The following is a 23183-nucleotide window of genomic DNA, read 5'->3' on the forward strand; positions in this document are numbered from 1 at the left end:
GCCGAGGCGCAAGCTCGCCAGATGGACGGGGCGAACAGGCCAGAACGCTTAGCCTGTACCCGGGACCAGGGCTATCGCACAGCGGCAAGATTCGCCCAGCCTCGTTTGACCCCTCTGCTGCGCCGCTCTGCGAGTCCGGCCCTTTGGGCCACCTCCCTTCAAGGGGAGGCAACAGATTGAGCTTCCTGGAGGGCAAACGACGTTCCTGGCTCCCTCCCCGGGGAGCTGTCAGCGAAGCTGACTGAGGAGTGAACCGGGCCGAGCACTTCCAAAACCGGACGTTGCAGTTGCCCCGCACCCGGGGCACAGGTGAAGCGTCCGGGAATGCTGGCCGCCGTAACCGTGCCTTTATCATGCCGCCTCTCCAACCTCCATGGGCGTAGCTTGAAAAGCAGGGACAAAACCCGTTTACCCCAGTGGAGGAACCGCACCCGCACCTCTCCGCCTCTCGCTCGACGGCACACCTTGGAGGAATGTATGCAGTCAGATACGTCTCGCCGGACAGGTCCCCTCATCCTTGCCGGAGGTGTCGCGGTCGCGATGCTGTCGGTCGCCCTGGCCGTCCGGCCCCCGACCGTCACGCAGGCGGCGGCCCAGGCGGCTCAGAAACCCGCGCAGGCGGGGGCCAATTCACAGACGCCCACCCAGACGACCGCGCAGACCACCGCCAAGACGGCGGCGGGGAACAACCCGCCCTTCACGGCGGCCCAGGTCAGCCGGGGCCAGCAGGTGTACGCCGGGCAATGCCAGTCCTGCCACGGGGGCAATCTGCAAGGCGTCTCGGGTCCGGCGCTGGCGGGGAGCGGCTTTCTCCAGAAGTGGGCCAATGGGCAGCATCCGCTGGCGGACCTGTACGAGGTGATTTCCAAGCACATGCCGCTGACGGCGCCGGGCAGCCTCACGCAGCAGCAGTACCTGGACGTGACGGCGTACATCCTGTCGAAAAACGGCTACCGCACCTCCAACCAGGCCCTCACCACCGCCGTCATGTCGGCCAAGCTGAACAAGCCGCCCACCGAGCAGGGGAACGCCGGAAAGGGCGCGACCGGCCAGGCCCAGGCAGCCCAGCCCGCGCCCACCGACCTGCCCAAGGTCATGGGGACGGTCAAGCAGGCGAGCGGCAACGCGCCCAGCCAGGCCGAACTGCTGAAGAACGTGGATGCCGACTGGATGATGTACAACGGCGACTACCGGGGCCAGCGATACTCGGCACTGAACCAGATCACGACCGACAACGCCAAGAACCTCCAAGTCAAATGTGTCTATCAGCTCGGTGAGATCGGCAGCTTCCAGACGGGGCCGGTGGTGTACCAGGGCCGCATGTACATCACCACACCGCGCAACACCTACGCGCTGAAGGCCGATACCTGTACCAAACTCTGGGAATACGACTACACGCCCAAGGGACCGGAACCCCAGCCCGCCAACCGCGGCGTCGCCCTCTACGACGGCAAACTGTTCCGGGGAACGACCGACGGCCACCTGCTCGCGCTGGACGCGGCCAACGGCAAGGTGCTGTGGGACAACTGGGTGGCGGACAGTGCCAAGGGTTACTTCCTGTCGGCGGCCCCCATCGCCGCGAACGGGCTGGTCTTTATCGGCGAAGCGGGGGCGGACTGGGGCGCCAACGGGCATGTCCGGGCCTTCGACGCGAACACCGGCAAACCCGTCTGGACCTTCGACGTGATTCCCACCGGCAACCAGCCGGGCGCGGATACCTGGAAGAGGGGGGCGGAACACGGCGGCGGCTCCATCTGGACTTCCCTGACGCTCGATCCGCCCAACGACCTGCTGTACGTGAGCATCGGCAACCCCGCGCCGGACTTCAACGGGGGCCTGCGGCCCGGCGACAACCTCTACACCGACTCGGTGGTCGTGCTGAACGCGAAGACCGGCAAGCTCGCCTGGTACGCCCAGCAGGTGCCGCACGACACCCACGACTGGGACACGGCGGCGGCGCCCATCGTCTACGACCTGGACGGCGGGAAGTACATGGCGGTGGCCAACAAGGGCGGCTGGCTGTACCTCTACGACCGCGTGACCCACAAGCTGATCAGCAAGCAGCAGACGACCACCCACCTGAACTCGGACAAGCCGGTCAGCCTGACCGGGCGCCGCGACTGCCCCGGCATCCTGGGCGGCGTGGAGTGGAATGGCCCGGCGCTCGATCCCCAGCAGAAGGTGCTGTACGTCAACAGTGTGGACTGGTGCGCGACCTACAAGATCGGCGAAACCCGCTACGTGGAAGGCAGCCTGTACTTCGGGGGCGACGCGACCTTCGACCCGGTCAAGGACGCCCGCGGTTGGGTCCGTGCCTATGACGCGACCACCGGCAATCCGCTGTGGAGCAAGAAGATGCCCACCCCGATGATCTCGGCGGTTACGCCCACGGCGGGCGGGGTTCTCTTCACCGGCGACCAGAACGGCGATTTCGTGGCCCTTGACGCCAAGAACGGCGACACGCTGTACAAGTTCCGCACTGGCGGCGCCATCGCGGGCGGCGTGGTGACGTACACGGTGGACGGTCAGCAGTACGTGGCGGTCACGTCCGGCAACGCCTCGCGCAGCATCTGGCTCACCACCGGGTCGCCCACCATCTTCGTGTTCCAGGTTCCGAAGGAATAGGGATGCCGCGCTTCTTGCCTCCCCTCCTCACCCTCTTGATCGCCGGTTCGGCCCTGGCCTACGTGCCCGCGCTGAATGCCTCGCTCCTCCAGAGCGCCTTTGACGAGGGACAGCGCCTGGCCGAGAACCGCGACTCCGGCTATCCGCTGAAGCCCTACACCCTGTATGTCGTGGCCGATACGCTGAAACTGGAGCCGCAGAACGGCGCCGTGGATGCGGTGACCATCGGCACGCCCTACGAGCGCACCCGCTACGAGAGTTTTCTCAGCAAGTACGGGGAGGACCCGATCACCCCGCAGCAGGCCCGTCAACGCGCGGAGCTGCCCGATTACGGCGTGGACTTTATCGTGTTCGCCCACGGACTCAAGCCCGAAGACCAGAACTTCCTGAACCGATTCGGCCCGGCCCGCCTGCGGTTGGGCGGCGTCACCCTGCGTCCGGTCGCCACCACAAAGTCGGGCGCCTCAATCTCGTCGTATCCGAGGACGGTGGGCGAGCCGGGCCTGCGCTTTACCGGCACGGTCACCTACCGCTTTCAGCTTCCCAAGAACCTGACGGCGGCGAAGGGAACACTCAGCTTCACCGATCCGAGCGGCAAGGCCTTCAATATCCCGGTGAATCTGACCCTCTACCGCTGAAACAGGCGGGCTGCGGCGGCCTTCCAGTGGAGTGGAGGCCGCCGCAGGTTCTGAATGAGGTTCAGATCGAGTGGGCCAGGCAGCCCAGCAGGCTCAGGGCGTATTCGCCCATCTTGCGCGGGATGTCCACACCGGTCGTGCTAACCGAGTTCTTGAACTCCATCGTGTGGTTGATCTCGATCACAAGGAGGCCGCCCCACTCATTGCGGCGCTGCGGGTCCTCGACCAGATCGATGGCGACGATCTCACCCTGGACGGCGGCGGCGGCACGGCCTGCGAGGTCGGCGATCTCGGGGGTGACCGGGCAGTTGCTGGCCTTCGCGCCCCGCGCCGTGTTGGTGATCCAGTGTTCGGAGGTGCGGTAGATCGCGCCGATGCATTCCCCACCAACCACGAAGGCGCGGATGTCGCGCTGAGGCTTGCGGATCAGCTCCTGCATGTAGAAGACGCCGTGCTGCGGTCCGCCCAGCACCTCCTTGTGTTCGATGATCGCCTCGGCGGCATCGCGGTCATTGATGCGGCTGACCATGCGGCCCCAGGAACCGACGGTGGGCTTCAGGACGACGGGATAACCGAGTTCCTCGATTAGGGCGAGGGCGGCCTCGCCGTCGAAGGCGACGCCGGTGCGCGGCGTGGGCAGACCGGCGCGGGCCAGGGCCGCGTTCGTGGCGAGCTTGTCGCCGCACAGCTCGATGACGTGCGAGGGGTTGATCACCTGCACGCCCAGGCCCTCCAGCGCCCGCGTGACGGCGTGCCCGCGCGTCTGGCTCACGCAGCGTTCCAGCGCGACCCGCCAGGGTACCTGGGCGCGGCCCTCTTCATCGAAAGTCACGCGCAGGTGCGGCGTGTACACCTTGTCATAGGGCACGCCGAGAGCATCGAGCGCCTCGAACAGCATCTTCTCGTCGGGGCGGATTCGGTCGTAGAGGACGGCGAGTTCGGCCATAAGGGAAAGGGGTGAGGGGTGAGGCGTTAGAGGTTAGGTTGTTCCTAATACCTAACCCCTAATCCCCAACACCTCACTCGCCCCAGTCCTCCGCTTCCTGCGGGGCGAGTTCCAGGCGGGGGGGGTCCACCGACACGACCTCGTATTCCACGCCGGTCTCGTCGTCGATGACCAGTTCGCCCAGTTCGGGGTCGGTGAGTTCGATGATCGCGCCCGTCTCGGGGTTTTCAAATTGAATGATCGACATGCTTAGCTCCTTGCAAGTGACAGGCTAGCGGGCGAGAAAGATTTCAGACGTTATTGTCTAGGCGAGTCATTCCACTTCCTCGAACTCCAGTTCGATCTGGGCGCGGCAGTGGGGGCAGGGGATCAGGGTGGCGGCCACCCCGTCCTGGCCCTCTATGGTCGGCGCGTCCGCCAGCATCTCGTCGGTCACGTCGAATTCCTCACCGCAGTTGGGGCAGGTGGTCAGGACGCCCAGCAGCTCCAGCTCGAAGTCCTCGCCCGCGCCGTTGCGGGTGACTTCCATCTCGGCATTGCAGGAATCGCAGACGATTACGTCCCCCACCTCCAACTCGGCGCGGTCCTCGTCGGTGAGTTCGAGCAGCTCGGCGCAGACGGGGCAGACAATCTCCAGGGTGGCCATACGCCCAGTTTACGGGCCGCCCTCCCCTGCCGGTTCGCCGGGCTGTTCGCCGGGAAAACGTCCGTACCTCTTGAAGAAGGCCAGGATGCTGCCCTCGCGCAGAGCTTCGCGCAGGAACTCGGGCGGCGGCGGAAGCTGGACCGTGCCGCGCGCATACGTCAGCAGGCCCGTTTCCACATCCAGGCTCACCTCGTCGCCGTCCTCCAGTACCCCGGTCAGGTCCGCCTCGAAGGCGGGAATGCCCAGATTCAGCAGGTTGCGGTAGTGGATGCGGGCAAAGGAGGGCGCGATGATGCCGCCGATGCGGAGCTTCTTGAGGGCTTGCGGCGCGTACTCGCGGCTGCTGCCCAGGCCCCAGTTGCGTCCACCGATCAGCACGTCGCCGGGCTGGACCTGTGAAGCAAACTCCGGGCGGATGTAGTGGAAGGCGTAGCTTTGAAACACGTCCTCGCCCGCCATGAAGGGCGCGAACTTGCCGGGGAGGATGTCGTCGGTGTTGACGGAGTCGCCAAATTTCCAGATACGGGGCATAGTTGTTCTCCTATCGTTATATACTCAAGCCATGCCAGCCAAATATTCCAAGAAACATACAGAGCACGTGTCTGACTTTACCAGAGAATTGTTATAGGTAACTTCCAAGATTAAAAGAAATGATTCGCAGGTTTGAACATATAAATCACTCTTGCCCGTCTCAGTTTGTATCACTCGTTGTTGCGTATGACCAACGAATGTTATTTAGGCGTGTACCAACGGTTTCTAGCAGCCTTTGAGCATCTGGTGATTTACAAGGCGGCCCAGAGATTCCAAGGCGACCACCCCCTGGCTCACCTAAAAGCACCTGATACGACGCTACTGAGTCGCGCGATGACGCGAGGACTAGGCGAATAAAAAAAGGCGTCACGGTCTGGTCACTAATTAAAATGCACATACCGATGAGTTCGGCAGTTCCCAATCCAGTCTTCCGTGCGCTGGTTAAAAATACACCATCCAGACTTTCTCTTTCCCATTCTGAATAACTATGAGAAAGTAGTTGAGGAATATACAATTCCAACAGATAGCTGAGGTCTGCGGACGGTTCTACCTTGAACTCCGAATCAACAGAAGTCTCCTCCAGATAGACACTTAATTGAGAGGCGACTTTAGCCTCCAAACTTAAACTTGAAGAACTTCGGTACGTACCAGATCCGTTCATCATTTTCGGTTCTCCAGATGCTTCTCGATGCTCTTAATAAGCTGTTGCTCAGCGGACAGATGTGCGTTATGCCTATAATCTGCCCCTAGTCTCACAGTGGCGCTGATTCTCGTCTGGACACTAACGTCTGGAGGGAACACTTCCGCATCAAACGGCACCGACCGGCTGCGCCACATCCTCCGGCAAAGCAATCTTCCCCATCACCGCCGTCGCCGCCGCCACCGCGGGCGAGGCGAGGTAAATCTTGGCGTCCTTGTCGCCCATCCGCCCGATGAAGTTGCGGTTGGAGGTGGAAACGCAGACCTCGCCGGGGGCCAGCACGCCCTGGTGACGGCCCATGCAGGGACCGCAGCCGGGGGTCCCCAGCACCGCGCCCGCTTGCATCAGGGTCAGCAGGGTGCCGTCCTGCATCGCCGCCTCCATCACCTCGCTGCTGGCGGGGATGACGAGGAGGCGCGTGGCGGGGTTGACCCTCTGACCCCGCAACACCTCGGCGGCAGCGTGCAGGTCTTCCAGGCGGCCATTCGTGCAGGTGCCGATGAAAACCTGATCCACCTTCAGGCCGCGCAGTTCGGTCACGTCGTGGACGTTGTCCACTTCGCTGGGGGCACTCATGCGGGGACGCAGGGCGGAGAGGTCAAGCTCGACCTCACGGACGTAGGTTGCGCCCGGATCGGGGTACACCCAGTCGGGGATGTCGTAGCCGTAGTCCGTCAGGATTTCGCCGCCGGGCACCACCAGGCCCGCCTTCGCGCCCGCCTCCACGCACAGGTTCGCGAGCGTCATCCGTTCGCCGCGCGTGAAGCGGTCCCCGGCGTGCATCTCGATGCTCTGGTAGGTGGCGCCGTCGGCCCCCAGGACGCGGATCATTTCCAGGGCGGCGTCCTTGGCGGTCACGCCCGGCTGGAGTTCTCCGGTGAAGGTCACCTTCACGCTTTCGGGCACCCGCAGCCAGGTCTTGCCGCTGGCGGCGGCGAGGGCGATGTCGGTCGCGCCCATGCCGGTACCGAAGGCGGCGACCGCGCCGTAGGTGGTCGAGTGGCTGTCCGACCCCAGCACGATCCAGCCGGGCTGCGCGAGGCGTTCTTCCATCAGGACCTGATGGCAGATGCCGCGCCCCACGTCGAAGAGGCGCACGCCCGTCTTCGCGGCATACTCGCGGGCCTCCTTCTGCGCCTGCGCGACGCTGACGGTGGAGGCGGGGGCGACATGGTCCACGACGATGGACACGCGCCTGGGGAACTTTGGCGTGGCGGCCAGGTCTTCTTCCATCCGCTGGATGAAGCTCTGCGCGATGGAGTCCACGACCATCACCTGATCCACGTCCACAACGGCGAGGTCGCCCGCGTACACGGTCTGGCTGCCGCGCCGCGAAAGGATTTTTTCCGCCATCGTCTGTGGCCTTCCGGGAGGGCGGGGGGAGGAAATGCTCATGCCGCCATTCTCGCGTGAACCGGCAGCAGAGGTGTGAGCTTGACTGCTCAAAGGGGGAAGTCGCCTGTCATTTGATAAGTGACACAGTGCGCGGGGGAGTCCCGGCATATCCTGCCGGTATGGTGAAACTGGAAGAGACGCCGCTGCCCGGTGTGGGCGTGCGGTACGACTTTGACGGACGCTTCGGCAAGCGCGTGGGCGTGATCACGCACCGCGACGGACGGCGGGAGATTTTCGTCTCGCGGCGTGACGACCCGGACGCCTGCGCGCAGAGCATCGTGCTGAGCGACGAGGAGGCGGAGGCAGTCGCGGACCTGCTGGGCGGCAGCACCATCACCCGCCATGTCAGCAAGCTCACGCAGGATATCGAGGGGCTGGCGATGGACTGGGTGAATGTGCCGGGCACCAGCCCGTATGCCGGGCATCCCCTGGGCGACACCATGATGCGGACCCGCACCGGCGCGAGCATCGTGGCCGTGATGCGGGACGGGCAGGCCATCCCTGCCCCCGGCCCAGAGTTCCCGCTGCTCGCCGGGGATACGGTCGTCGTGGTCGGGACGCCGGGCGGCGTGGTCAGGGCCGCGAAGCTGCTCAGCGGCGAGGACTGAACCTTCCCTTGTCCGGCCGTCGCGGCGACCGGACGTTCAGACGGCTCTTTCAGATTTCTGGACTCCGCTTTCCTGTTTTCGTGCTTCTTTTTTTCGCCCCTTCTTTCTTTTTCGGAGGTTCTTTTGCCCCTGGCTCAACTGTTTCTGGAACTGGGCGCGGTGGTGCTCGCGCTGGCCTTTGTCGGCCGGGCCGCCGGACGGCTCGGGATCACGCCCATCCCGCTGTATCTGCTCGCGGGCATCGGCCTGGGCGCCTTTATGCACCTGGGCGACGCGCCCGAGGAATTCATTCACATCGGCGCGGAGATCGGCGCGGTCCTGCTGCTGTTCGCGCTGGGTCTGGAGTACACCAGCCAGGAACTGCGGGACAACCTCCAGGCGAACCGGCAGGTGGGGGTGCTGGACCTGGGGTTGAACTTCACGCCGGGGCTGCTGGCGGGGTTCCTGCTGGGCTTTCCGCCGCTGGCCGCCGTGCTGCTGGGGGGCGTGACCTACCTCAGTTCCAGCGGGATCGCCAGCAAGATTCTGGGCGACCTGGGCCGCCTGGGCAACCGCGAGACGCCGGTGATTCTGGCCGTCTGCGTGCTGGAGGACGTGGCGATGGCGGCCTATCTGCCGGTGGTCGCCGCGCTGCTGATCGGCGGGACACTCGCGGCCATCGGCGTCAATCTGCTGGTGGCGCTCGCCGCGTTTGCCGTGGCGTTCTTTCTGGCGCTGCGTTACGGGTACGTCCTGAGCGGCCTGGTGAACGCCCAGAGCAACGAGGCACTCTTGCTCAGCGTGTTCGGGCTGGTGCTGGTCGTGGCGGGGGCCGCCGATCTGCTGAAGGTGTCCGCCGCCATCGGGGCCTTTCTGGTGGGCATTGCCCTCTCCGGCGAGGTGGCCGACCGCGCACGGCACCTGATCGAGCCGCTGCGGGACCTCTTCGCCGCCGTGTTCTTCGTGTTCTTCGGGCTGCAACTGAACTTGGGGAGCGTACCGGGCGTGCTGCTTCCGGCCCTGCTGCTGACCGTGATCACCAGCGCCACCAAGTTTTTCACCGGCTGGTGGGGGGCGGCCCAGGCAGGCGTGCAGACACGCGGACGCTACCGCGCGGGCACCACCCTGATTCCGCGCGGCGAGTTCAGCATCCTGATCGCCGGGCTGGGCCTGGGCCTCGCGCCCACGCTGGGGCCGCTGGCCGCCGTGTACGTGCTGCTGACCGCGATCCTGGGGCCGGTGCTGGCCCGCTTCGACGCGCAACTCGCACCGCTGTTCGATAGAAGGTTGCGGGAGATGCGGGCGGGTTAGGGATTGGCCGCGCGGCGCAGATGACCCAGGAACGCGCGTTCCTCCTTAGGTAGCGGTCATCTCAGCGCTGCACAAAGAAAGGATCTCGTTAAGCGTAGACACCGTCAGAAAGGCGCGGGGATGAGCCGGTCCACGGCGTATCAGAACAGCCGACATTCCAGCGGCCACCGCACCCTCCACGTCATGCGAAGGCGAATCCCCTACGTACAGAGCCTCATGCGGCTCTACGCCAAGCAGGTCCAGAGTATGGTGAAAGATTTGGGGGTCCGGCTTGAAGATGCCGACCTCGCCGGAGACCACCACCACCGAGAAATACCGGTCTAGGCCACTCCATTCCAGGCGGGCCCGCTGCTCCTTGCCGTCGTAGGCATTGGTCAGGAGTCCAAGCTTGAAGTGTGGTTGCAGGGCACGCAACAGTTTCACCGCTCCCACGCTGGGAGCGCAGGAAGTTACCAACTGGTCCCGGTACACCGCCACATACTCTTCACGCCACTCCGCGCCACAGTGGGCAAACGTCGCCTGCAGGCGTTCAAGGTGCATCAGCAGGGGATTGGAGGATCCCTGCTCCACTCGCCCATGAAAGGACATGATTGCGTCCACGCTCGCCTCGATAAAGGTGTCGAGTGGCGTTTCCACTCCGGCATGCCGGTGGAGGTGTGACAGGGCCTGAAGGTCCGAAGCGACGAAATCCGTGAGGGTTCCATCGAAGTCGAACACGATAGCCCTGAAATCACCAAACGGGCGACGGGACAAAGTGGGTAGATTGTACAACCAGAGAGCACCGAACAAGAGGGCCGCCCCATTCTGAAAGCGGCTGCCTCGTGTTCAAGTAGTCAGACCGCCAGCCCCTGCGCGTGCGCACTGACCTCTTTCGCCGCGTACTGCCCCGGTGGCAGCTCGATCACGGGCGCGTTCGTCTCGAACTCGTCGCGCCAGCCGACTTCCTCCAGGGCCTTTTTCCAGGCACCGATGCTCTCGTTGTGGTAAATCTGGTAGGCGGCCAGCCCCACTTCGGGGCCGCCGCGCGCGATCACCGATTCCACCCAGGCCCACTTGGCGGACACATTGCGGAGTTCGGCGGTGGTCCGCAGTTCCTTCTGGATGCGCTTGAGACGCTTCTCGATGGTCTGCACGCCCGCGAAGGGGTCCGCGAAGTGCGGCGTGTGGCGCTTGGGGACGAAGGGGCTGATGCCCAGGGCGACGCGGTTGATCTTCGCCAGGTCCTTGGTGAACGAGATCAGCTCGGTGATGTCGTCGTCGTTCTCCGGGCCGAGGCCGATCATCATGTAGACCTTGATGCCGGAAAAGCCCAGGTCGCGGCTGATCTGCGCGGTCTTGACGAGGTCTTCGGTGGTGATGCCCTTCTTCAGCCAGCGGCGCAGGCGTTCGGAGGGGGCGTCGGAGGCGACGGTGAAGGTCCGCAGGCCGCCCGCCTTCAGGATAGCGGCCAGTTCCTCGTCCACGGTATCGGCGCGGATGCTGCTCACGCCCAGCTTGATACCGCGCTCGGTGAGGGTGCGGCCGACAAACTTGGTGTGCGGGAAGTCGGAGAGGGCCGCGCCGACCAGGCCGACCTTCTCCGCCCAGTCGGGAATCACGTCCAGCAGTTCCTGCGCCTGGTTGTTGCGGTTGGGGCCGTACATGGTGCGGGCCAGGCAGAAGGTGCAGGGGCGCGGGCAACCGCGCTGCGCCTCGACCAGGAACATGTTGCTGAGTTCGCTGTGGGGCGTGACGATTTGAGAATAGGCCGGGAGGAGTTCCTTGGGCGCCGTCGCCCAGGTCGGCTCGTGGACGTGGCGCGCGGGCAGGAAGATACCCGGCATCCCGTCGATCAGGTCGTAGAACTCCTCGCGGGTGCTGGCCTCGCGCAGCGCCCCCGCCACCACCGGCACGATCTGCTCACCGTCCCCGATCACGATCACGTCCGCGAAGGGCGTCAGCGGATAGGGGTTGGAGGACGTGAAGGGTCCCCCGATCATCACGATGGGGTCGGTGTCGTCGCGCTCCTCGCGCAGCGGGTGCATTCCGGCCACGTCCAGCGTGCGGATGATATTCGTCAGGTCCAGCTCGAACGAGACGCTCAGGGCGAACAGTTCACAGTCGCCCGCCGCACGGCCCGACTCGACGGTGGGGAGGGGCTGCCCCGTGCGCTCGAAGGCGTCCACATCGTCGGGCAGGAAGGCACGCTCGCAGGCGACGCCCTCCTCCTGATTGAACATGCGGTAGATGACCTGATAGCCGAGAGACGCCATGCCGACGCTGTAACGGTTCGGGAACGCCAGCGTGACGCGGATGGGCGCCTGCTTGAAGAGGGTGCCCGTCTCCGCGTCCAGCAACGGTTTGATTTCAGTGCGCCAGTAACTCAAAAAGCCTCCCATTCACCAAAGAGCGCAGCGGCGCCGGAGAGCTTCAGACACTCAAGGGGCAGCGCGCGTCACAGCCGCTTATTGTATCCCATCTTGTTTTCTGAACTGAAGCGCGGATCACGGGGTATCCAGGCGGCCCGCAAAGGCGTGCGTGCGGTAGGCGAGTGTGACCGTGCCCCCCTGCTGATAGGCGCCGAAGAGGGCGTCGAGGGCCTGCGTCATCGCCGGGTAAGCCGCGTCCTCGGGCGAGGGCAGGTAGCTGACGCTGGCGGCGAGGGCGTGGAGCCGCTCGCGGGTGAGGGGGAGGGGATTTTCAAACATGACACGCTCGAAGCCGCCGGGCATGAACTGGGGCAGTTCGGCTTCTGGGACGCGGGTGGCGAGTTGGGGCACGCCAGGTTCGGTAAAGCGGGCGACCGCCTCCCCGTAAGCCACGTTGAACGGCGTGTCCTCGCCCCGCCAGTCGTTCCAGACGAGCAGGACATGCCCGCCGGGGCGCAGGATGCGGCGGAACTCCCGCACAGTCGGTTCGGGCTTGAACCAGTGGGCCGCCTGGGCGGCGGTGACGAGGGAGACGCACTTCTCCGGCAGGCCGGTGGCCTCGCTGGTCCCGTCATGCACCGTCAATTGCCCCGCCGCCGCCTGATCGGCCAGCTCCTCGGCCAGCCGGGCGCGCATCTCGGGATTCGGCTCGACGGCGTGAACCTGCGCGGCGTGCCGCAGCAGCAGGCGGGTGAACAGGCCGGTGCCCGCGCCCACATCGGCCACGCCGCCCGCGAGCAGGTTCCGTTCCGCCAGCCAAGCGCCGAGCGCATCCGGATAGCGAGGCCGGGCCTGCGCGTACACGCCTGCCCGGCCCAGGAAACGGTCGGGGGCCGTCAACGCCTGACCTCACGGGCGGGGCGCCAGGCACTCGCGATGAAGTAGGCGAGGCCGCCCAGCCCACCCGCCACGATCAGGAAGCTCAGCAGCCGCACCAGCACGGCGGTGACACCGACCACGAAGGCACCCAGGCCCACCAGCAGTTGCCCGGCCAGCCAGAGCAGCGCCAGCGCCGTGAGGGCCAGCAGCACCACTCCGGCGAGGGCGAACAGGAGGCGCGTCATGGCGGGAGTCTACCGCCTGCCCGCCCCACTTCAACCCGGTTCGGCCACCGCCAGTCCGGCTCAAGGGGCAAAACGCCGGACCTGCACCCGGTACACGCCCCCCACGTCCTCCCGCCAGGCCAGCACCACGGCGCCCGAGGCGTCCACCGCCACCGAGGGGGAACGGGCATCACGCCGGGGGTCAAGGTTCACCGGCCCCAGGTCCTGCCAGACCTGATTGTCCCAGCGGGCGAGGTTCACGTGGCCCATCCCGCCGCGCTCTTCCACCCAGGCGACCACCGGACGCCCCTGGGGGTCCACCGCCAACGACGGGGCAGAGGCGGACCCGGCGCCGATCCTCCCACCCAGGGGCACCCAGGTTTGCCCGTCCCAGCGCGAGGCGAAGAGGCCGTCCTGGCCGCTCACGTCCTCCAGCCAGGCCACGATGGGGCGCTCCTGGGCGTCCAGCACCAGGCGGGTGGAGGCGACGTACGTGTTCGGGTGACGGTTGAGTGCTCCGCCGAGAGCTTCCCAGCCTTCCCCGGTCCCGCGCTTCACGTACACGTTGCTGGAAAGGACGTCCCCCTGCAACCACGCCACGACGGGCTGTCCAGCACGGTCCAGGGCGAGCGCGGGCGTGCGGGAAAAGGCGCGGATATCGTTGAAAGGCTCACTCCGCGTCCAGACCTTCGCCTGCTCGTCCCAGGTCCGGACCGTCAGGCGGCTGCCGTAGGGCCTGCGGAGAGATTCGCCCCACGCCAGCACCGGCTCGCCGCGGCGCGCGGCCACTGCCCGCGTCCTGGCCGCGTAGGGCAGGTCATCCCCGAGGTAGCGCGTCCGCCAGTCCGTCCAGTTGCCGTTCAGAAAGGCGCGGAACACCACCACGTCGTTGTCGCCGTAGTTCTCGTTCCACACGAGGATGGGCGCGCCGCGCTCGTCCATGGCCAGGTTGAGGTTGGAGATCGGGCGGGGGCGGTCGTAGTTGAGGACCCCGCCCAGCGCCTGCCAGGTGCCGCCCGCCTGCCGCCACGCCGTCAGCTCACGCGCGGTGAAGGTGCCGCGCCCACTACTGACCGTGCCCACGTCCGCGATGACGGCGAGGACCAGGGACCCGTCGGGCGCGGCGGCCAGCTGGAGTTCGCGCACGGGCCGCGCGGGATCGAGGCCGGGAGGGGCGCCGGGGGTGGGCACGGTCGCGAGCGCGGCGGCGGTGAGGGCCGCAAGTCCCGTCATCAGGGAGTGCTGACGCATGGTTCCTTTCCTCCGCTTGGGTCCGGTGGGCCGGTAGGAGCTGATCGCTTCTCATTGTGCGGCCTGTCACACGGGGCCACAAGGCCGCCTCAGGGCGACGGGGGCCGGAGGACGCAGCGCAACAGGGCAGAGAGTCGCCCTGACCCTCTGCCCTGTTGCGCTCTTTGCCGCGTTTACGCCTGGCGCATGTTCTCGATGATCTTGTCCGCGAACTGGCTGGTCTTCACCTCGGTAGCACCTTCCATGTTGCGGGCGAAGTCGTAGGTCACGTACTTCTGCCCGATGGTCTGTTCCAGGCCCTTCAGGATCAGGTCGGCGGCCTCGACCCAGCCCATGTAACGCAGCATCATCTCGCCGGAGAGGATCACCGACGAGGGGTTGATCACGTCCTTCCCGGCGTACTTGGGCGCGGTGCCGTGCGTGGCCTCGAAGATCGCGTGGCCGGTCTGGTAGTTGATGTTGGCACCGGGCGCGATGCCGATGCCGCCCACCTGCGCGGCCAGCGCGTCCGAGATGTAGTCGCCGTTGAGGTTGGTGGTGGCGATCACGTCATACTCGGTGGGGCGCAGCAGGATCTGCTGGAGGAAGTTGTCCGCGATCACGTCCTTGATCACGATGCCGTTCGGAAGCTGGAGCCAGGGGCCGCCGTCGAGTTCCACACCGCCGAATTCGCGCTTGGCGAGGTCGTAGCCCCAGTCGCGGAAGCCACCCTCGGTGAACTTCATGATGTTGCCCTTGTGGACCAGGGTGACGCTCTTGCGGCCGTTCTGGATGGCGTACTCGATGGCCGCGCGCACCAGCCGCTCCGTGCCTTCCTGCGACACGGGCTTGACGCCCAGAGAGGACGTTTCGGGGAAGCGGATCTTGTTGACGCCCAGTTCGTTGATCAGGAAGTCGCGCAGCTTGATCGCGTCGGGCGTTCCGGCCTTGTATTCGATCCCGGCGTAGATGTCTTCGGTGTTCTCACGGAAGATCACCATGTCCACGTCCTGGGGGCGCTTGACGGGGCTGGGCACGCCGGGGAAGTACTGCACCGGGCGCACGCAGGCGTAGAGGTCGAGCATCTGCCGCAGCGCGACGTTGATGGAACGGATGCCGGTCCCGACCGGCGTGGTCAGCGGCCCCTTGATGCCGAAGAGGTACTCGTTGAAGGCGTCGAGCGTGCCCTGGGGCAGCCACTCGCCCTCGCCGTAGACCTCCAGCGCCTTTTCGCCCGCGTAGACTTCCATCCACTCGATCTTCTTCTCCCGGCCATAGGCCTGTTCGACGGCGGCATCGAACACGCGCACCGAGGCGCGCCAGATGTCGGGGCCAGTGCCGTCGCCCTCGACGAAGGGGATGACGGGACGGGAGGGCACGACGAGCTTGCCGCCCTCCATGCGAATCTTCTCGCCCTGTGTGGGCACCTTGATGTGCTGGTCGGAAAGCTGGGTCATGACGGTCCAACTCTACCCCCGCGCCGCCTGGGGGGGAATCGGTGTTCCTGTTACCCTGGGGGTGTACACGCGGTCCAACATTTCGCGCCTGTCCCGTTCCTCAAGGTTGAGCTAGGGAAATGGTAATGAAGAGCTGAAGCCGCCCTTCACCTGGGCGGCAGCCGGGCGCGCGATGCTGCTCGCACCCAAGCGGGAATCCACAACCAGGAGGTTCACACTGATGAGTGATGACAAAAGCGCGCTGGAGAATATGGCCGACGCCGCCGGAGCCAAGCTGAAGGAAGGCGCTGACCGCGCCCGCGCCGCCGGGCACGACATCGCCAGCAACTTCGGGGGCACCGCCGACAACCTGAAGGACAAGGCCGAGGCCGCCGAGGACCGCGCCAAGGCCGAGGTCCACAACGCCGAGGCGCACGCCGAGTACAACGAGGGCAAGCGCGAGGCGCAGGACGGCGACGGCCACTGACCTCCAGCAAAGCCTGAAAGCCCCAGCCGAAGGGGGCCGGTCACCTCAATAGGGTGGCCGGTTTTTCATGCCAGGGGGCGCGGCGGATGCGTAGACTGCCCCTCATGACCACCACCCCACGGCGTGAGTCGCGCCGGGCGCAGCACGCGCGGGGCGGAACGGGGGCGCGCGTGACCGTGCGAAATACCCTGATCGCCTACGCCTTCATGCTGCCCTTCCTCGTCCTGCTCGTCCTGTATCACACCTGGCCGGTCTTTTTCGGCACCTACCTGGCCTTTACCAAGTACAACATCATCAGCCCGCCCGAATGGGTGGGGCTGGAGAACTTCCGCACGCTCGCCGCCGACAGCCAGTTCTGGTCGGGGCTGAAAAACAGCCTGAAGTACATCCTGGTCGTGCCGGTGATTCAGATTCTCGCCATCGGGGTCGCCCTGCTGGTGAACCGGCCGCTGAAGGGCATCGGCTTTTTCCGCACCGCCTATTACGTGCCGGTGGTGACCAGCTTCGCGGTCGTCGGCCTGATCTGGACATGGATGTACCAGCAGGACGGGCCGGTGGACGCGGTGCTGGGATTCCTGGGGCTGCACCGGGGCGGCAGCCTGCTGAACAACCCCTTCACGGCCCTCTACGCCGTGATGTTCGTGACGCTGTGGAAGGGCATCGGGTATTACATGGTGCTGTATCTGGCGGGCTTGCAGGCAATTGGCAGGGAACTGGAGGAGGCCGCCGTGATCGACGGCGCGACCCGCTGGCAGGTCTTTCTGAACGTGACGCTGCCGGGCCTGCGCCCGACCATTCTGGTGTGCAGCCTGCTCTCGACCATCAGCGCGATCAAGGTGTTCGAGGAGATTTACGTGATGACGCAGGGCGGCCCCGCCGGAAGTACCTACACGGCCCTTTTCTACACGTACTCGCGGGCCTTTGTGGACTTCCAGTACGGGCTGGCGGCGGCGGCCGGGCTCATCATCGCCGTGATCAGCATTCTGTTCGGGCTGCTGAACTTCAAACTGACGCGGGGGGGGAAGGCGGATGCTTGAGAGAGCGACCAGCGGTCAACCGTCAGCGATCAACCGGGCCGCCGCCGATCTCAAGGCGCGGAAGCGGCGCAAGGACCGGGTGGCGAATCTCGCGGCCTACGCCGTGCTGATCGTCATTGCCCTGATCATGCTCTACCCGTTCTACTGGACCCTCATCACCAGTCTGGAACCGACCGGGAACATCTACCAGGCGAAGCTGCTGCCGAGCGGCGTCAGCCTGAAGAATTACGTGGAGGTGCTGACGGGGACGACCGTCCCATTCTGGCGGCTGATCCTGAACAGCCTCATCATCTGCACGGCGGGCGTGACCCTGACCGTCACGCTGGCGGCGCTGGCGGCGTATCCGCTCGCCAAGATGCGTTTTCCGGGGCGCGACCTGATCTTCTACGCCATCCTGGTGCTGATGGTGCTGCCCAACGAGGCGGGGTTGATCGTCAACTACATCACGACCATCAAGCTGGGGCTGCTGCAACAGACGAATCCGGTCATCGACGCGATTCGGCAGTACGCGGCGGTGGTGCTGCCGAGCATCGCCAGCATCGTGGGGCTGTTCCTGCTGCGTCAGGCATACCTGGGGGTACCGGTCGAGCTGATCGAGGCGGCGCGCATCGACGGGGCGAAGGAGCTGACTATCTGGCGGCGGATCATGCTGCCGCTGGCGCTGCCAACCATCGTGGCCTTCGGCATTCTGGAGTTCGTGGCGTACTGGAACAGCTTCCTGTGGGCGCGGATCATGCTGCCGGACAAGAACCTGATGCCGCTCTCGGCGGGCCTGCTGGAACTGTCAGGCACCTTCAGCACCAACTCGCGCGCGGTGATGGCGGGGGCGGTGATCACGGTCCTGCCCATCCTGGTGATCTTCGCTTTCGGGCAGCGGTACTTCATGAAGGGGATCGAGGGGGCGGTAAAGGGGTGAGCGGGGAAGTGGTGCGTGGTCAGTGGTTAGTGGGGCCTACCACCTCGCGTTGTAGGGAGAGACGGTGAATCTCCCCTACCAGACCGAACCCCGCACCTGGGACGTGATCGTGGCCGGGGGCGGCACTGCCGGGGCCATCGCGGGCATCGCGGCGGCGCGAGCGGGGGTGCGGGTGCTCGTCGTGGAGGCGCTGGGGAGCCTGGGTGGGACCGGCACGAACGCCTGGGTCACGCCGCTAATGCGGAACGTGTCAGGCGGGCAGAACCTGAACCGGGGGCTGACGGACGAACTGAAGGTGCGGCTGCACGCACGGGGCGACGGGGCCACCGACGCGAACGGCAACGACAACTGGTTCAACCCCGAAGGGCTGAAGATGGTGCTGGAGCAGATGTTGCTGGAAGCGGGCGGCGAGGTGCTGTACCACACACACGTGGTCGCGCCCATCCTTTCCCCACAGGCCACAAGCGACAAGCCGCAAGCCGTCACCGCACTCGTCCTGCACAACAAGGGCGGCCTGCAAGCCTTCCGCGCGGGCGTCTTGATCGACGCGACGGGAGATGCGGATGTGGTGATGCGGGCCGGGGCTCCCTTCCACGCGGGCGACGAGGACGGCGTGCACCAGGCGATGAGCCTGCGCTTCACGTTGGCGGGGGTGGATACCGCGCGGCTCTGCGCCTTTCTTGGCAGACACGGGCAGCCCCAGGCCTCGCCCGACTTCCTGCACTTCTGGATGGTGTGGGGGCGGAAGTCCAGCCTGGAGCCGCTCTTTCGGGAAGCGGTGGCGGCGGGCGTGCTGGAGGAGCGGGACGGAGATTACTTCCAGGGCTTCAGCGTGCCGGGGCGGCCCGGCGAGATCAGCTTCAACTGCCCGCGCATCCGGGCGGACCTGAACGACGGCTCCGATCCCTGGCACCTCTCGGCGGCGCAGACGGACGGGCGGGCGGCCATCGACCGGCTGACGGCCTTCTGCCGCGCGTCCCTGCCGGGCTGCGAAACCGCGTACATCGGCACCGTCGCCATGATGGTGGGGGTGCGCGAGACGCGGCGGATCGTGGGGGAGTACACGCTGACGCTGGAGGACATTCTCGATTGCCGCCGCTTTCCGGACAGCATCTGCCGGAACCACTATCCGGTGGACATTCACAGCGTCAAGGGTGGGGCACGGCTGCTGCACGAGCGGGACGGCGCGGCGCCCTACTTTGCCCCCGACGCCTATCACGACCTGCCGTACCGGGCGCCGGTGCCGGTGGGCCTGCGCAACGTGCTGGTGCCAGGGCGGGCGGCCAGCAGCACCTTCGAGGCGCAATCGGCCATCCGCGTGCAGCAGAACTGTCACACGATGGGCGAGGCGGCGGGGATCGCGGCGGCGTGGGCGGCGCGGGACCACGGCGGGGAGGTGCGGGCAGTGGATATTCCGGCCCTCCAGACGGAGATGCGGCGGCTGGGCGGGAATGTGTAACCTGTCACCATGACCTCCACCGAACCGCACACCGAAGATCCGTCGCGCTGGTACCGCATCGAGCCGGACGCACGCTCCACGCCGCACGTCGGAGCGCTGGTGGACATGCTGAACTATGCGCGCATGACCACCCTGCACGCGGTCCAGGGGCTGAGCGTGGAGGAGCTGGACGCCCGGCCGCCGGGCTTTCGGAACTCCATCGGGATGCTGCTGGCCCACATCGCGGCGGTGGACCGGGTCTACCACTGGCTCTCCTTCGAGGGCCGCGATCCCTTTACCGAGAGCATCCCGGAGTTTGACCCATACCGCTCCGGCCTCACGATGGGTGCGGAGGGCGGCGAGGCCGTGCGGGGCCGCCCGCTGGAGTGGTACCTGGCCGAGCTGGAGGCGTCGCGCGGGCATACGCTCGCCACCCTCGCGCAGAAGGATGATGCCTGGCTGGCCTCGCGCCTGACCGTGCCCGGCTTCGACTATCCCAACCACCACTGGGCCTGGTTCCACGTGATGGAGGACGAGGTCAGCCACCGGGGGCAGATGCGCCTGATTCGCAACATCGTCGCGCCGAGGCAGGCGGCGGAGCAGGCCACTTGAGCGGAAGCGATCTCCTGCTGGTCCGCCACGCGAAAGCGGAGGGGCAAGCCCCTGAGGCACCCCTCACGGCCGAAGGGAAAGCCCAGGCGGCCCGGCTGGCGGAAGCTCTGGCCGGGTTGGGCATCACCCGCATCGTGAGCAGCCCCTGGAAGCGGGCGGTGGAGACAGCGCGGCCTCTGGCCGAGAGGCTGGGGCTGGAGGTGGAGACGGACGTGCGCCTGACCGAGCGGGTGCTGAGCGGTCTGGACCTGCCGGATTGGATGACGCACTTGCAGGCCAGCTTCAGGGACCCGGACCTCACGCTGCCGGGCGGTGAGTCCGGTACACAGGCACAAGCCCGCGCCCTCGCCGCCCTGGCTGATGCAAGGGACCTGAAAGGGGTGACGGTCATCGTGACCCACGGCAACCTGCTGGCGCTCGCGCTGGGGCTGGACTACGCGGGCTGGGCGGGGCTGCGGAATCCGGACGTGTGGCGGCTGGACACGGGGGGGCACGCGGAACGAGTGGAGGTGGGGAGATGACGAACGAGCGGAGCTTCAACCCGGCGGACCCCCACGCCACCCCGCTGTATCAGGGCACGCCGTACCTGATCGAGCGGCGCGTGCTGGCGGGCGTGCCGTGCCTGATAGAGAGGCCCCCGGAGATGACGGACGTGCAGAACGTCTGCCTCGTGTATCACGGCGCCTGGGCGGCCAAAGAGGGGAAACTGGGCGTGTACTCCGCCCTGACCGCGCGGGGCTGGGCCGTCGTCATCCCCGACGCGGCGCTGCACGGCGAGCGGACAGGCGACACACCGCCTGGCCTGAATGCCCGCGAGTACATGTGGGAAAGCGTGCGGCGCACGGTCGCGGAGGCTCCGGCCTTGCTGGACGCGCTGGCGGAGACGTTCGGCCCATTGCCCGTTTCCATCACCGGGTCCAGTATGGGCGGGTACGTGACGCAGACGCTGGCCCGCACCGAGCGGCGGGTGGGGCGGGCGGCGGCGCTGATCACCTCCGGCGTGTGGGAGGAACCGGAAGTGAGGAAACCGGAACTGCGCGCCTTTCTGGAGGCGAACCGGCCCGTCACGCACGCGGAGGGCACGCCGCCCACGCCCCTGCTGCTGGCGAGCGGGGACCGTGACCCGGCGTTTCCCCTCGCCGCGAATCACGTTCCGACCGCCGCCGCTTACCGTGAGGCATACGCGCGGGCCGGATGCCCGGAGAACTTCCGGGAGGTGGTGTTTCCCGGTGTGGGGCACTACACCAGCCGGGGAATGCGGGACGCGGTCCTCCAGTTCTTTTTGCAAGACTGACGCGCGTGACCCGCCTGCTGCTGATTCCGCCCGATACCCGGCCGCCCACGCTGGACCACCCCGCGCAACTCGCCCACATGACCGGCGCGGAGGTGCGGGTGCCGCCACCCGCTGCGTTGCCGGACTTCTTCACTCCCGGCGATACCGGGACGCTGCGAACCTGGCTGCTGGACCAGGCGCGGGAGGCGGACGTGCTGGTCGTCTGTCTGGAAACGCTCACCCTGGGGGGCATGATTCCGGCGCGGCGGGTGTCGGATGCGCTGGAGGACGTGTTGGAGCGGCTCGCCGTGCTGCGGGAGGTGCGGGCGCTGAATCCGGGGCTGCGCGTGTATGCCTTCGGGGTGATCGTGCGGGTGGCGCACGACAACGACCCGCACGAGGAAAAGCCCTATTACGGCGAATGGGGGCGCGAACTGCGGGCGTACAGCACGGCCTTCGACCGCCACACTCGGCACGGGGAAGGCGAGCGGGCAGCCCTGGACGCGGCCCGCGCTGCCCTGCCCCCGGACATCCTGGCCGACTGGGTGGGTACCCGCGAGCGCAACCGCGCGCTGCACCTCGCCGCGCTGGACCTGCTGCAAGGCGGCACGCTGACGCACCTGTGCCTCACGCTGGACGACACCACGCCCTACGGCCTGGCCGCCTACGACCGGCGGATGCTGGAGGCCCGCGCCGACGAACTGGGCGTGTGGGAGCGGCTGGACGTGTACCCCGGCGCCGACGAGGTGCCGTGCGCGCTGATCGCCCGGGCGCTGAGGCCGGAGCCGGTGCGGGTCTGGGTGCGCTACAGCGGTCTGCTGGGTGCGGGGGCCGACCTGATCTACGAGGACCGCCCGGCGGGGGAACTGGTGCGGGCCCACCTGCGCGCGGCGGGGTGCCGGATGGCGGACACGCCGGACGAGGCGGACTTCGTGCTGGCGGTGAACACGCCGGGGACGCGGCAGGCCAGCTTTCAGCCGGACTTTGCCACGGTGGACACGCCGCACCGGAACCTCCCCGCCTTCGTGGACCTCGTGCGGGATGACCTGGCGGCGGGGCGGGCCGTGACTCTCGCGGACATCGCCTATCCGAACGGGGCAGAGAGGCGGCTGTGGACGCTGCTGCAAGCACTGCCGCTGGCGGACCTCACCGGATATGCCGCCTGGAACACGGCGGGGAACACGCTGGGGTCGGCGGTCGCGTTCGGCAAGCTCGCGCCGCTGGTGAGGGATCGCGCGGCCCAGGCCGAGGCCCTGTTCGCCCGGATGGTGGACGACGCGCTGTACCAGGCATTCACGCGGGCCGAAGTGCGCGCCCGGCTGGAGAATCCCAGCCCCTTTGACCTGGGGGGGCAACGGGCGGAGGCGGAGGCGCAGTTGCGCGAAACCATCACGCCGCGTATCCGGGCGCTGTGGGAGCGGCACTTCGCGCAGACCGGGCTGACGCTGGAGGTCGGGGAGGCGCGTCTGGCGTGGCCCCGGCTGTTCACCGGGGTGTTTCCACTGACGGTGCGGGGCTCCCCCCAAAGTGGGACGCCCACGGGGGAGCAGGCGGGCAAACTCAACGGGTGAAGCTGCGCCGCCTGCTCCTCCCCGCCGTCTTCCTGCTGGGCCTCCTGGGGCTGGGTGCCTGGGCCTACGGGGTGTTCTGGCCGGTGGTGGATGTGCGGGTGGTCAACTGGAGTGGCGCGGCGCTCCGGGGCCTGCGCGTCTGTTTTGAGTCGGGCGAGTGCGCGGAGCGGGCCGAACTGGGGGCCGGGCGAACGTGGCGCGTGCCGCTGGAGATCACCGGGGACAACGGCGCAACCCTCACTTTTGACGGTCTGCACGGGATGCAGCACGCAAATGCCTACGTCACACCGGGTATGGGCGTGCATGGGGTGGTGAGGCCCAGCGGCGCGATAGAGCAGGAGCAGTGAGAATGG

The 23183-nt window shown here is 66.8% G+C and carries 25 protein-coding genes; 13 read left to right on the forward strand and 12 right to left on the reverse strand.

Features of this window, described 5'->3' with window-relative positions:
• Positions 1–540: 540 nt before the first annotated feature.
• Complete coding sequence (locus E5F05_RS13845) at positions 541–2625, forward strand: outer membrane protein assembly factor BamB family protein (protein ID WP_164973482.1); 2085 nt, start codon at positions 541–543, stop codon at positions 2623–2625.
• A 2-nt stretch (positions 2626–2627) separates the two neighbouring features.
• Positions 2628–3263, forward strand: a complete 636-nt coding sequence (locus E5F05_RS13850) for a hypothetical protein (RefSeq protein ID WP_129119221.1) — start codon at positions 2628–2630, stop codon at positions 3261–3263.
• A 61-nt stretch (positions 3264–3324) separates the two neighbouring features.
• Here the strand turns inward: E5F05_RS13850 and lysX are convergent, their stop codons facing one another.
• The 6 genes from lysX to E5F05_RS13880 form a co-directional block, all read right to left on the reverse strand.
• On the reverse strand, positions 3325–4209 hold the full coding sequence (lysX, locus tag E5F05_RS13855; RefSeq protein ID WP_129119222.1) for a lysine biosynthesis protein LysX: 885 nt from the start codon (positions 4207–4209) through the stop codon (positions 3325–3327).
• 73 nt (positions 4210–4282) lie between these two features.
• Positions 4283–4456 (reverse strand): lysine biosynthesis protein LysW, encoded by a 174-nt coding sequence (gene lysW, locus E5F05_RS13860; RefSeq protein ID WP_129119223.1) that lies wholly within the window; start codon positions 4454–4456, stop codon positions 4283–4285.
• Positions 4457–4522: 66 nt separating this feature from the next.
• Positions 4523–4855 carry a hypothetical protein gene (locus E5F05_RS13865; protein ID WP_129119224.1) on the reverse strand — a complete coding sequence of 111 codons (333 nt, stop codon included), beginning with the start codon at positions 4853–4855 and terminating at the stop codon, positions 4523–4525.
• A gap of 9 nt (positions 4856–4864) precedes the next feature.
• The gene (locus tag E5F05_RS13870; protein ID WP_129119225.1) at positions 4865–5386 is read right to left on the reverse strand and encodes a LeuD/DmdB family oxidoreductase small subunit; all 522 of its coding nucleotides are present in this window, start codon (positions 5384–5386) and stop codon (positions 4865–4867) included.
• A 160-nt stretch (positions 5387–5546) separates the two neighbouring features.
• A complete protein-coding gene (locus E5F05_RS13875) occupies positions 5547–6050 on the reverse strand; it encodes a hypothetical protein (protein ID WP_129119226.1) in 504 nt (167 codons plus the stop codon).
• Between the two features lie 144 nt (positions 6051–6194).
• Positions 6195–7481, reverse strand: coding sequence for a 3-isopropylmalate dehydratase large subunit (locus E5F05_RS13880; protein ID WP_129119227.1), 1287 nt, complete (start codon positions 7479–7481; stop codon positions 6195–6197).
• 119 nt (positions 7482–7600) lie between these two features.
• On the opposite strand from E5F05_RS13880, the gene E5F05_RS13885 reads away from it, so the two are divergent.
• Together E5F05_RS13885 and E5F05_RS13890 are read left to right on the forward strand one after the other, a co-directional pair.
• A complete protein-coding gene (locus E5F05_RS13885; RefSeq protein ID WP_129119228.1) occupies positions 7601–8089 on the forward strand; it encodes a cation:proton antiporter regulatory subunit in 489 nt (162 codons plus the stop codon).
• A 123-nt stretch (positions 8090–8212) separates the two neighbouring features.
• On the forward strand, positions 8213–9379 hold the full coding sequence (locus E5F05_RS13890) for a cation:proton antiporter (protein WP_129119229.1): 1167 nt from the start codon (positions 8213–8215) through the stop codon (positions 9377–9379).
• Positions 9380–9424: 45 nt separating this feature from the next.
• Here E5F05_RS13890 and E5F05_RS13895 read toward each other — a convergent pair whose 3' ends face one another.
• The 6 genes from E5F05_RS13895 to icd form a co-directional block, all read right to left on the reverse strand.
• Positions 9425–10096: an HAD family hydrolase gene (locus tag E5F05_RS13895; protein WP_164973484.1), complete on the reverse strand. Its 672-nt coding sequence runs from the start codon at positions 10094–10096 to the stop codon at positions 9425–9427.
• A gap of 116 nt (positions 10097–10212) precedes the next feature.
• On the reverse strand, positions 10213–11745 hold the full coding sequence (locus tag E5F05_RS13900) for a B12-binding domain-containing radical SAM protein (RefSeq protein WP_164973485.1): 1533 nt from the start codon (positions 11743–11745) through the stop codon (positions 10213–10215).
• A 117-nt stretch (positions 11746–11862) separates the two neighbouring features.
• On the reverse strand, positions 11863–12627 hold the full coding sequence (locus E5F05_RS13905) for a class I SAM-dependent methyltransferase (RefSeq protein WP_129119232.1): 765 nt from the start codon (positions 12625–12627) through the stop codon (positions 11863–11865).
• Entirely contained in the window at positions 12624–12851 is a 228-nt protein-coding gene (locus tag E5F05_RS13910) for a hypothetical protein (protein WP_129119233.1), read from the reverse strand. The genes E5F05_RS13905 and E5F05_RS13910 overlap by 4 nt, the downstream gene beginning before the upstream one ends.
• 60 nt (positions 12852–12911) lie before the next feature.
• Positions 12912–14081 carry a hypothetical protein gene (locus E5F05_RS13915; protein WP_241687164.1) on the reverse strand — a complete coding sequence of 390 codons (1170 nt, stop codon included), beginning with the start codon at positions 14079–14081 and terminating at the stop codon, positions 12912–12914.
• Between the two features lie 173 nt (positions 14082–14254).
• A complete protein-coding gene (gene icd, locus E5F05_RS13920) occupies positions 14255–15517 on the reverse strand; it encodes an NADP-dependent isocitrate dehydrogenase (protein WP_129119234.1) in 1263 nt (420 codons plus the stop codon).
• Between the two features lie 220 nt (positions 15518–15737).
• Between icd and E5F05_RS13925 the strand changes: the two genes are divergently transcribed.
• The 9 genes from E5F05_RS13925 to E5F05_RS13965 all read left to right on the forward strand — a co-directional run bounded on the left by E5F05_RS13925 (position 15738) and on the right by E5F05_RS13965 (position 23177).
• Positions 15738–15983, forward strand: a complete 246-nt coding sequence (locus tag E5F05_RS13925; RefSeq protein WP_164973486.1) for a hypothetical protein — start codon at positions 15738–15740, stop codon at positions 15981–15983.
• Between the two features lie 104 nt (positions 15984–16087).
• Entirely contained in the window at positions 16088–17020 is a 933-nt protein-coding gene (locus E5F05_RS13930) for a carbohydrate ABC transporter permease (RefSeq protein WP_129119236.1), read from the forward strand.
• On the forward strand, positions 17013–17936 hold the full coding sequence (locus tag E5F05_RS13935) for a carbohydrate ABC transporter permease (protein ID WP_129119237.1): 924 nt from the start codon (positions 17013–17015) through the stop codon (positions 17934–17936). Before E5F05_RS13930 ends, E5F05_RS13935 begins: the two co-directional genes overlap by 8 nt.
• A 64-nt stretch (positions 17937–18000) precedes the next feature.
• Positions 18001–19395, forward strand: a complete 1395-nt coding sequence (locus E5F05_RS13940; protein WP_129119238.1) for an FAD-dependent oxidoreductase — start codon at positions 18001–18003, stop codon at positions 19393–19395.
• Positions 19396–19404: 9 nt separating this feature from the next.
• Entirely contained in the window at positions 19405–19986 is a 582-nt protein-coding gene (locus E5F05_RS13945; protein ID WP_129119239.1) for a DinB family protein, read from the forward strand.
• Positions 19983–20507: a histidine phosphatase family protein gene (locus E5F05_RS13950; protein ID WP_129119240.1), complete on the forward strand. Its 525-nt coding sequence runs from the start codon at positions 19983–19985 to the stop codon at positions 20505–20507. Before E5F05_RS13945 ends, E5F05_RS13950 begins: the two co-directional genes overlap by 4 nt.
• Positions 20504–21280 carry an alpha/beta hydrolase family protein gene (locus E5F05_RS13955; protein WP_129119241.1) on the forward strand — a complete coding sequence of 259 codons (777 nt, stop codon included), beginning with the start codon at positions 20504–20506 and terminating at the stop codon, positions 21278–21280. The genes E5F05_RS13950 and E5F05_RS13955 overlap by 4 nt, the downstream gene beginning before the upstream one ends.
• Positions 21281–21285: 5 nt before the next feature.
• Positions 21286–22830: a DUF4127 family protein gene (locus E5F05_RS13960; protein WP_129119242.1), complete on the forward strand. Its 1545-nt coding sequence runs from the start codon at positions 21286–21288 to the stop codon at positions 22828–22830.
• The gene (locus E5F05_RS13965) at positions 22827–23177 is read left to right on the forward strand and encodes a hypothetical protein (RefSeq protein ID WP_129119243.1); all 351 of its coding nucleotides are present in this window, start codon (positions 22827–22829) and stop codon (positions 23175–23177) included. Before E5F05_RS13960 ends, E5F05_RS13965 begins: the two co-directional genes overlap by 4 nt.
• Positions 23178–23183 lie beyond the last annotated feature (6 nt).

This window comes from Deinococcus metallilatus (genome assembly GCF_004758605.1).
GTDB lineage: Bacteria > Deinococcota > Deinococci > Deinococcales > Deinococcaceae > Deinococcus > Deinococcus metallilatus.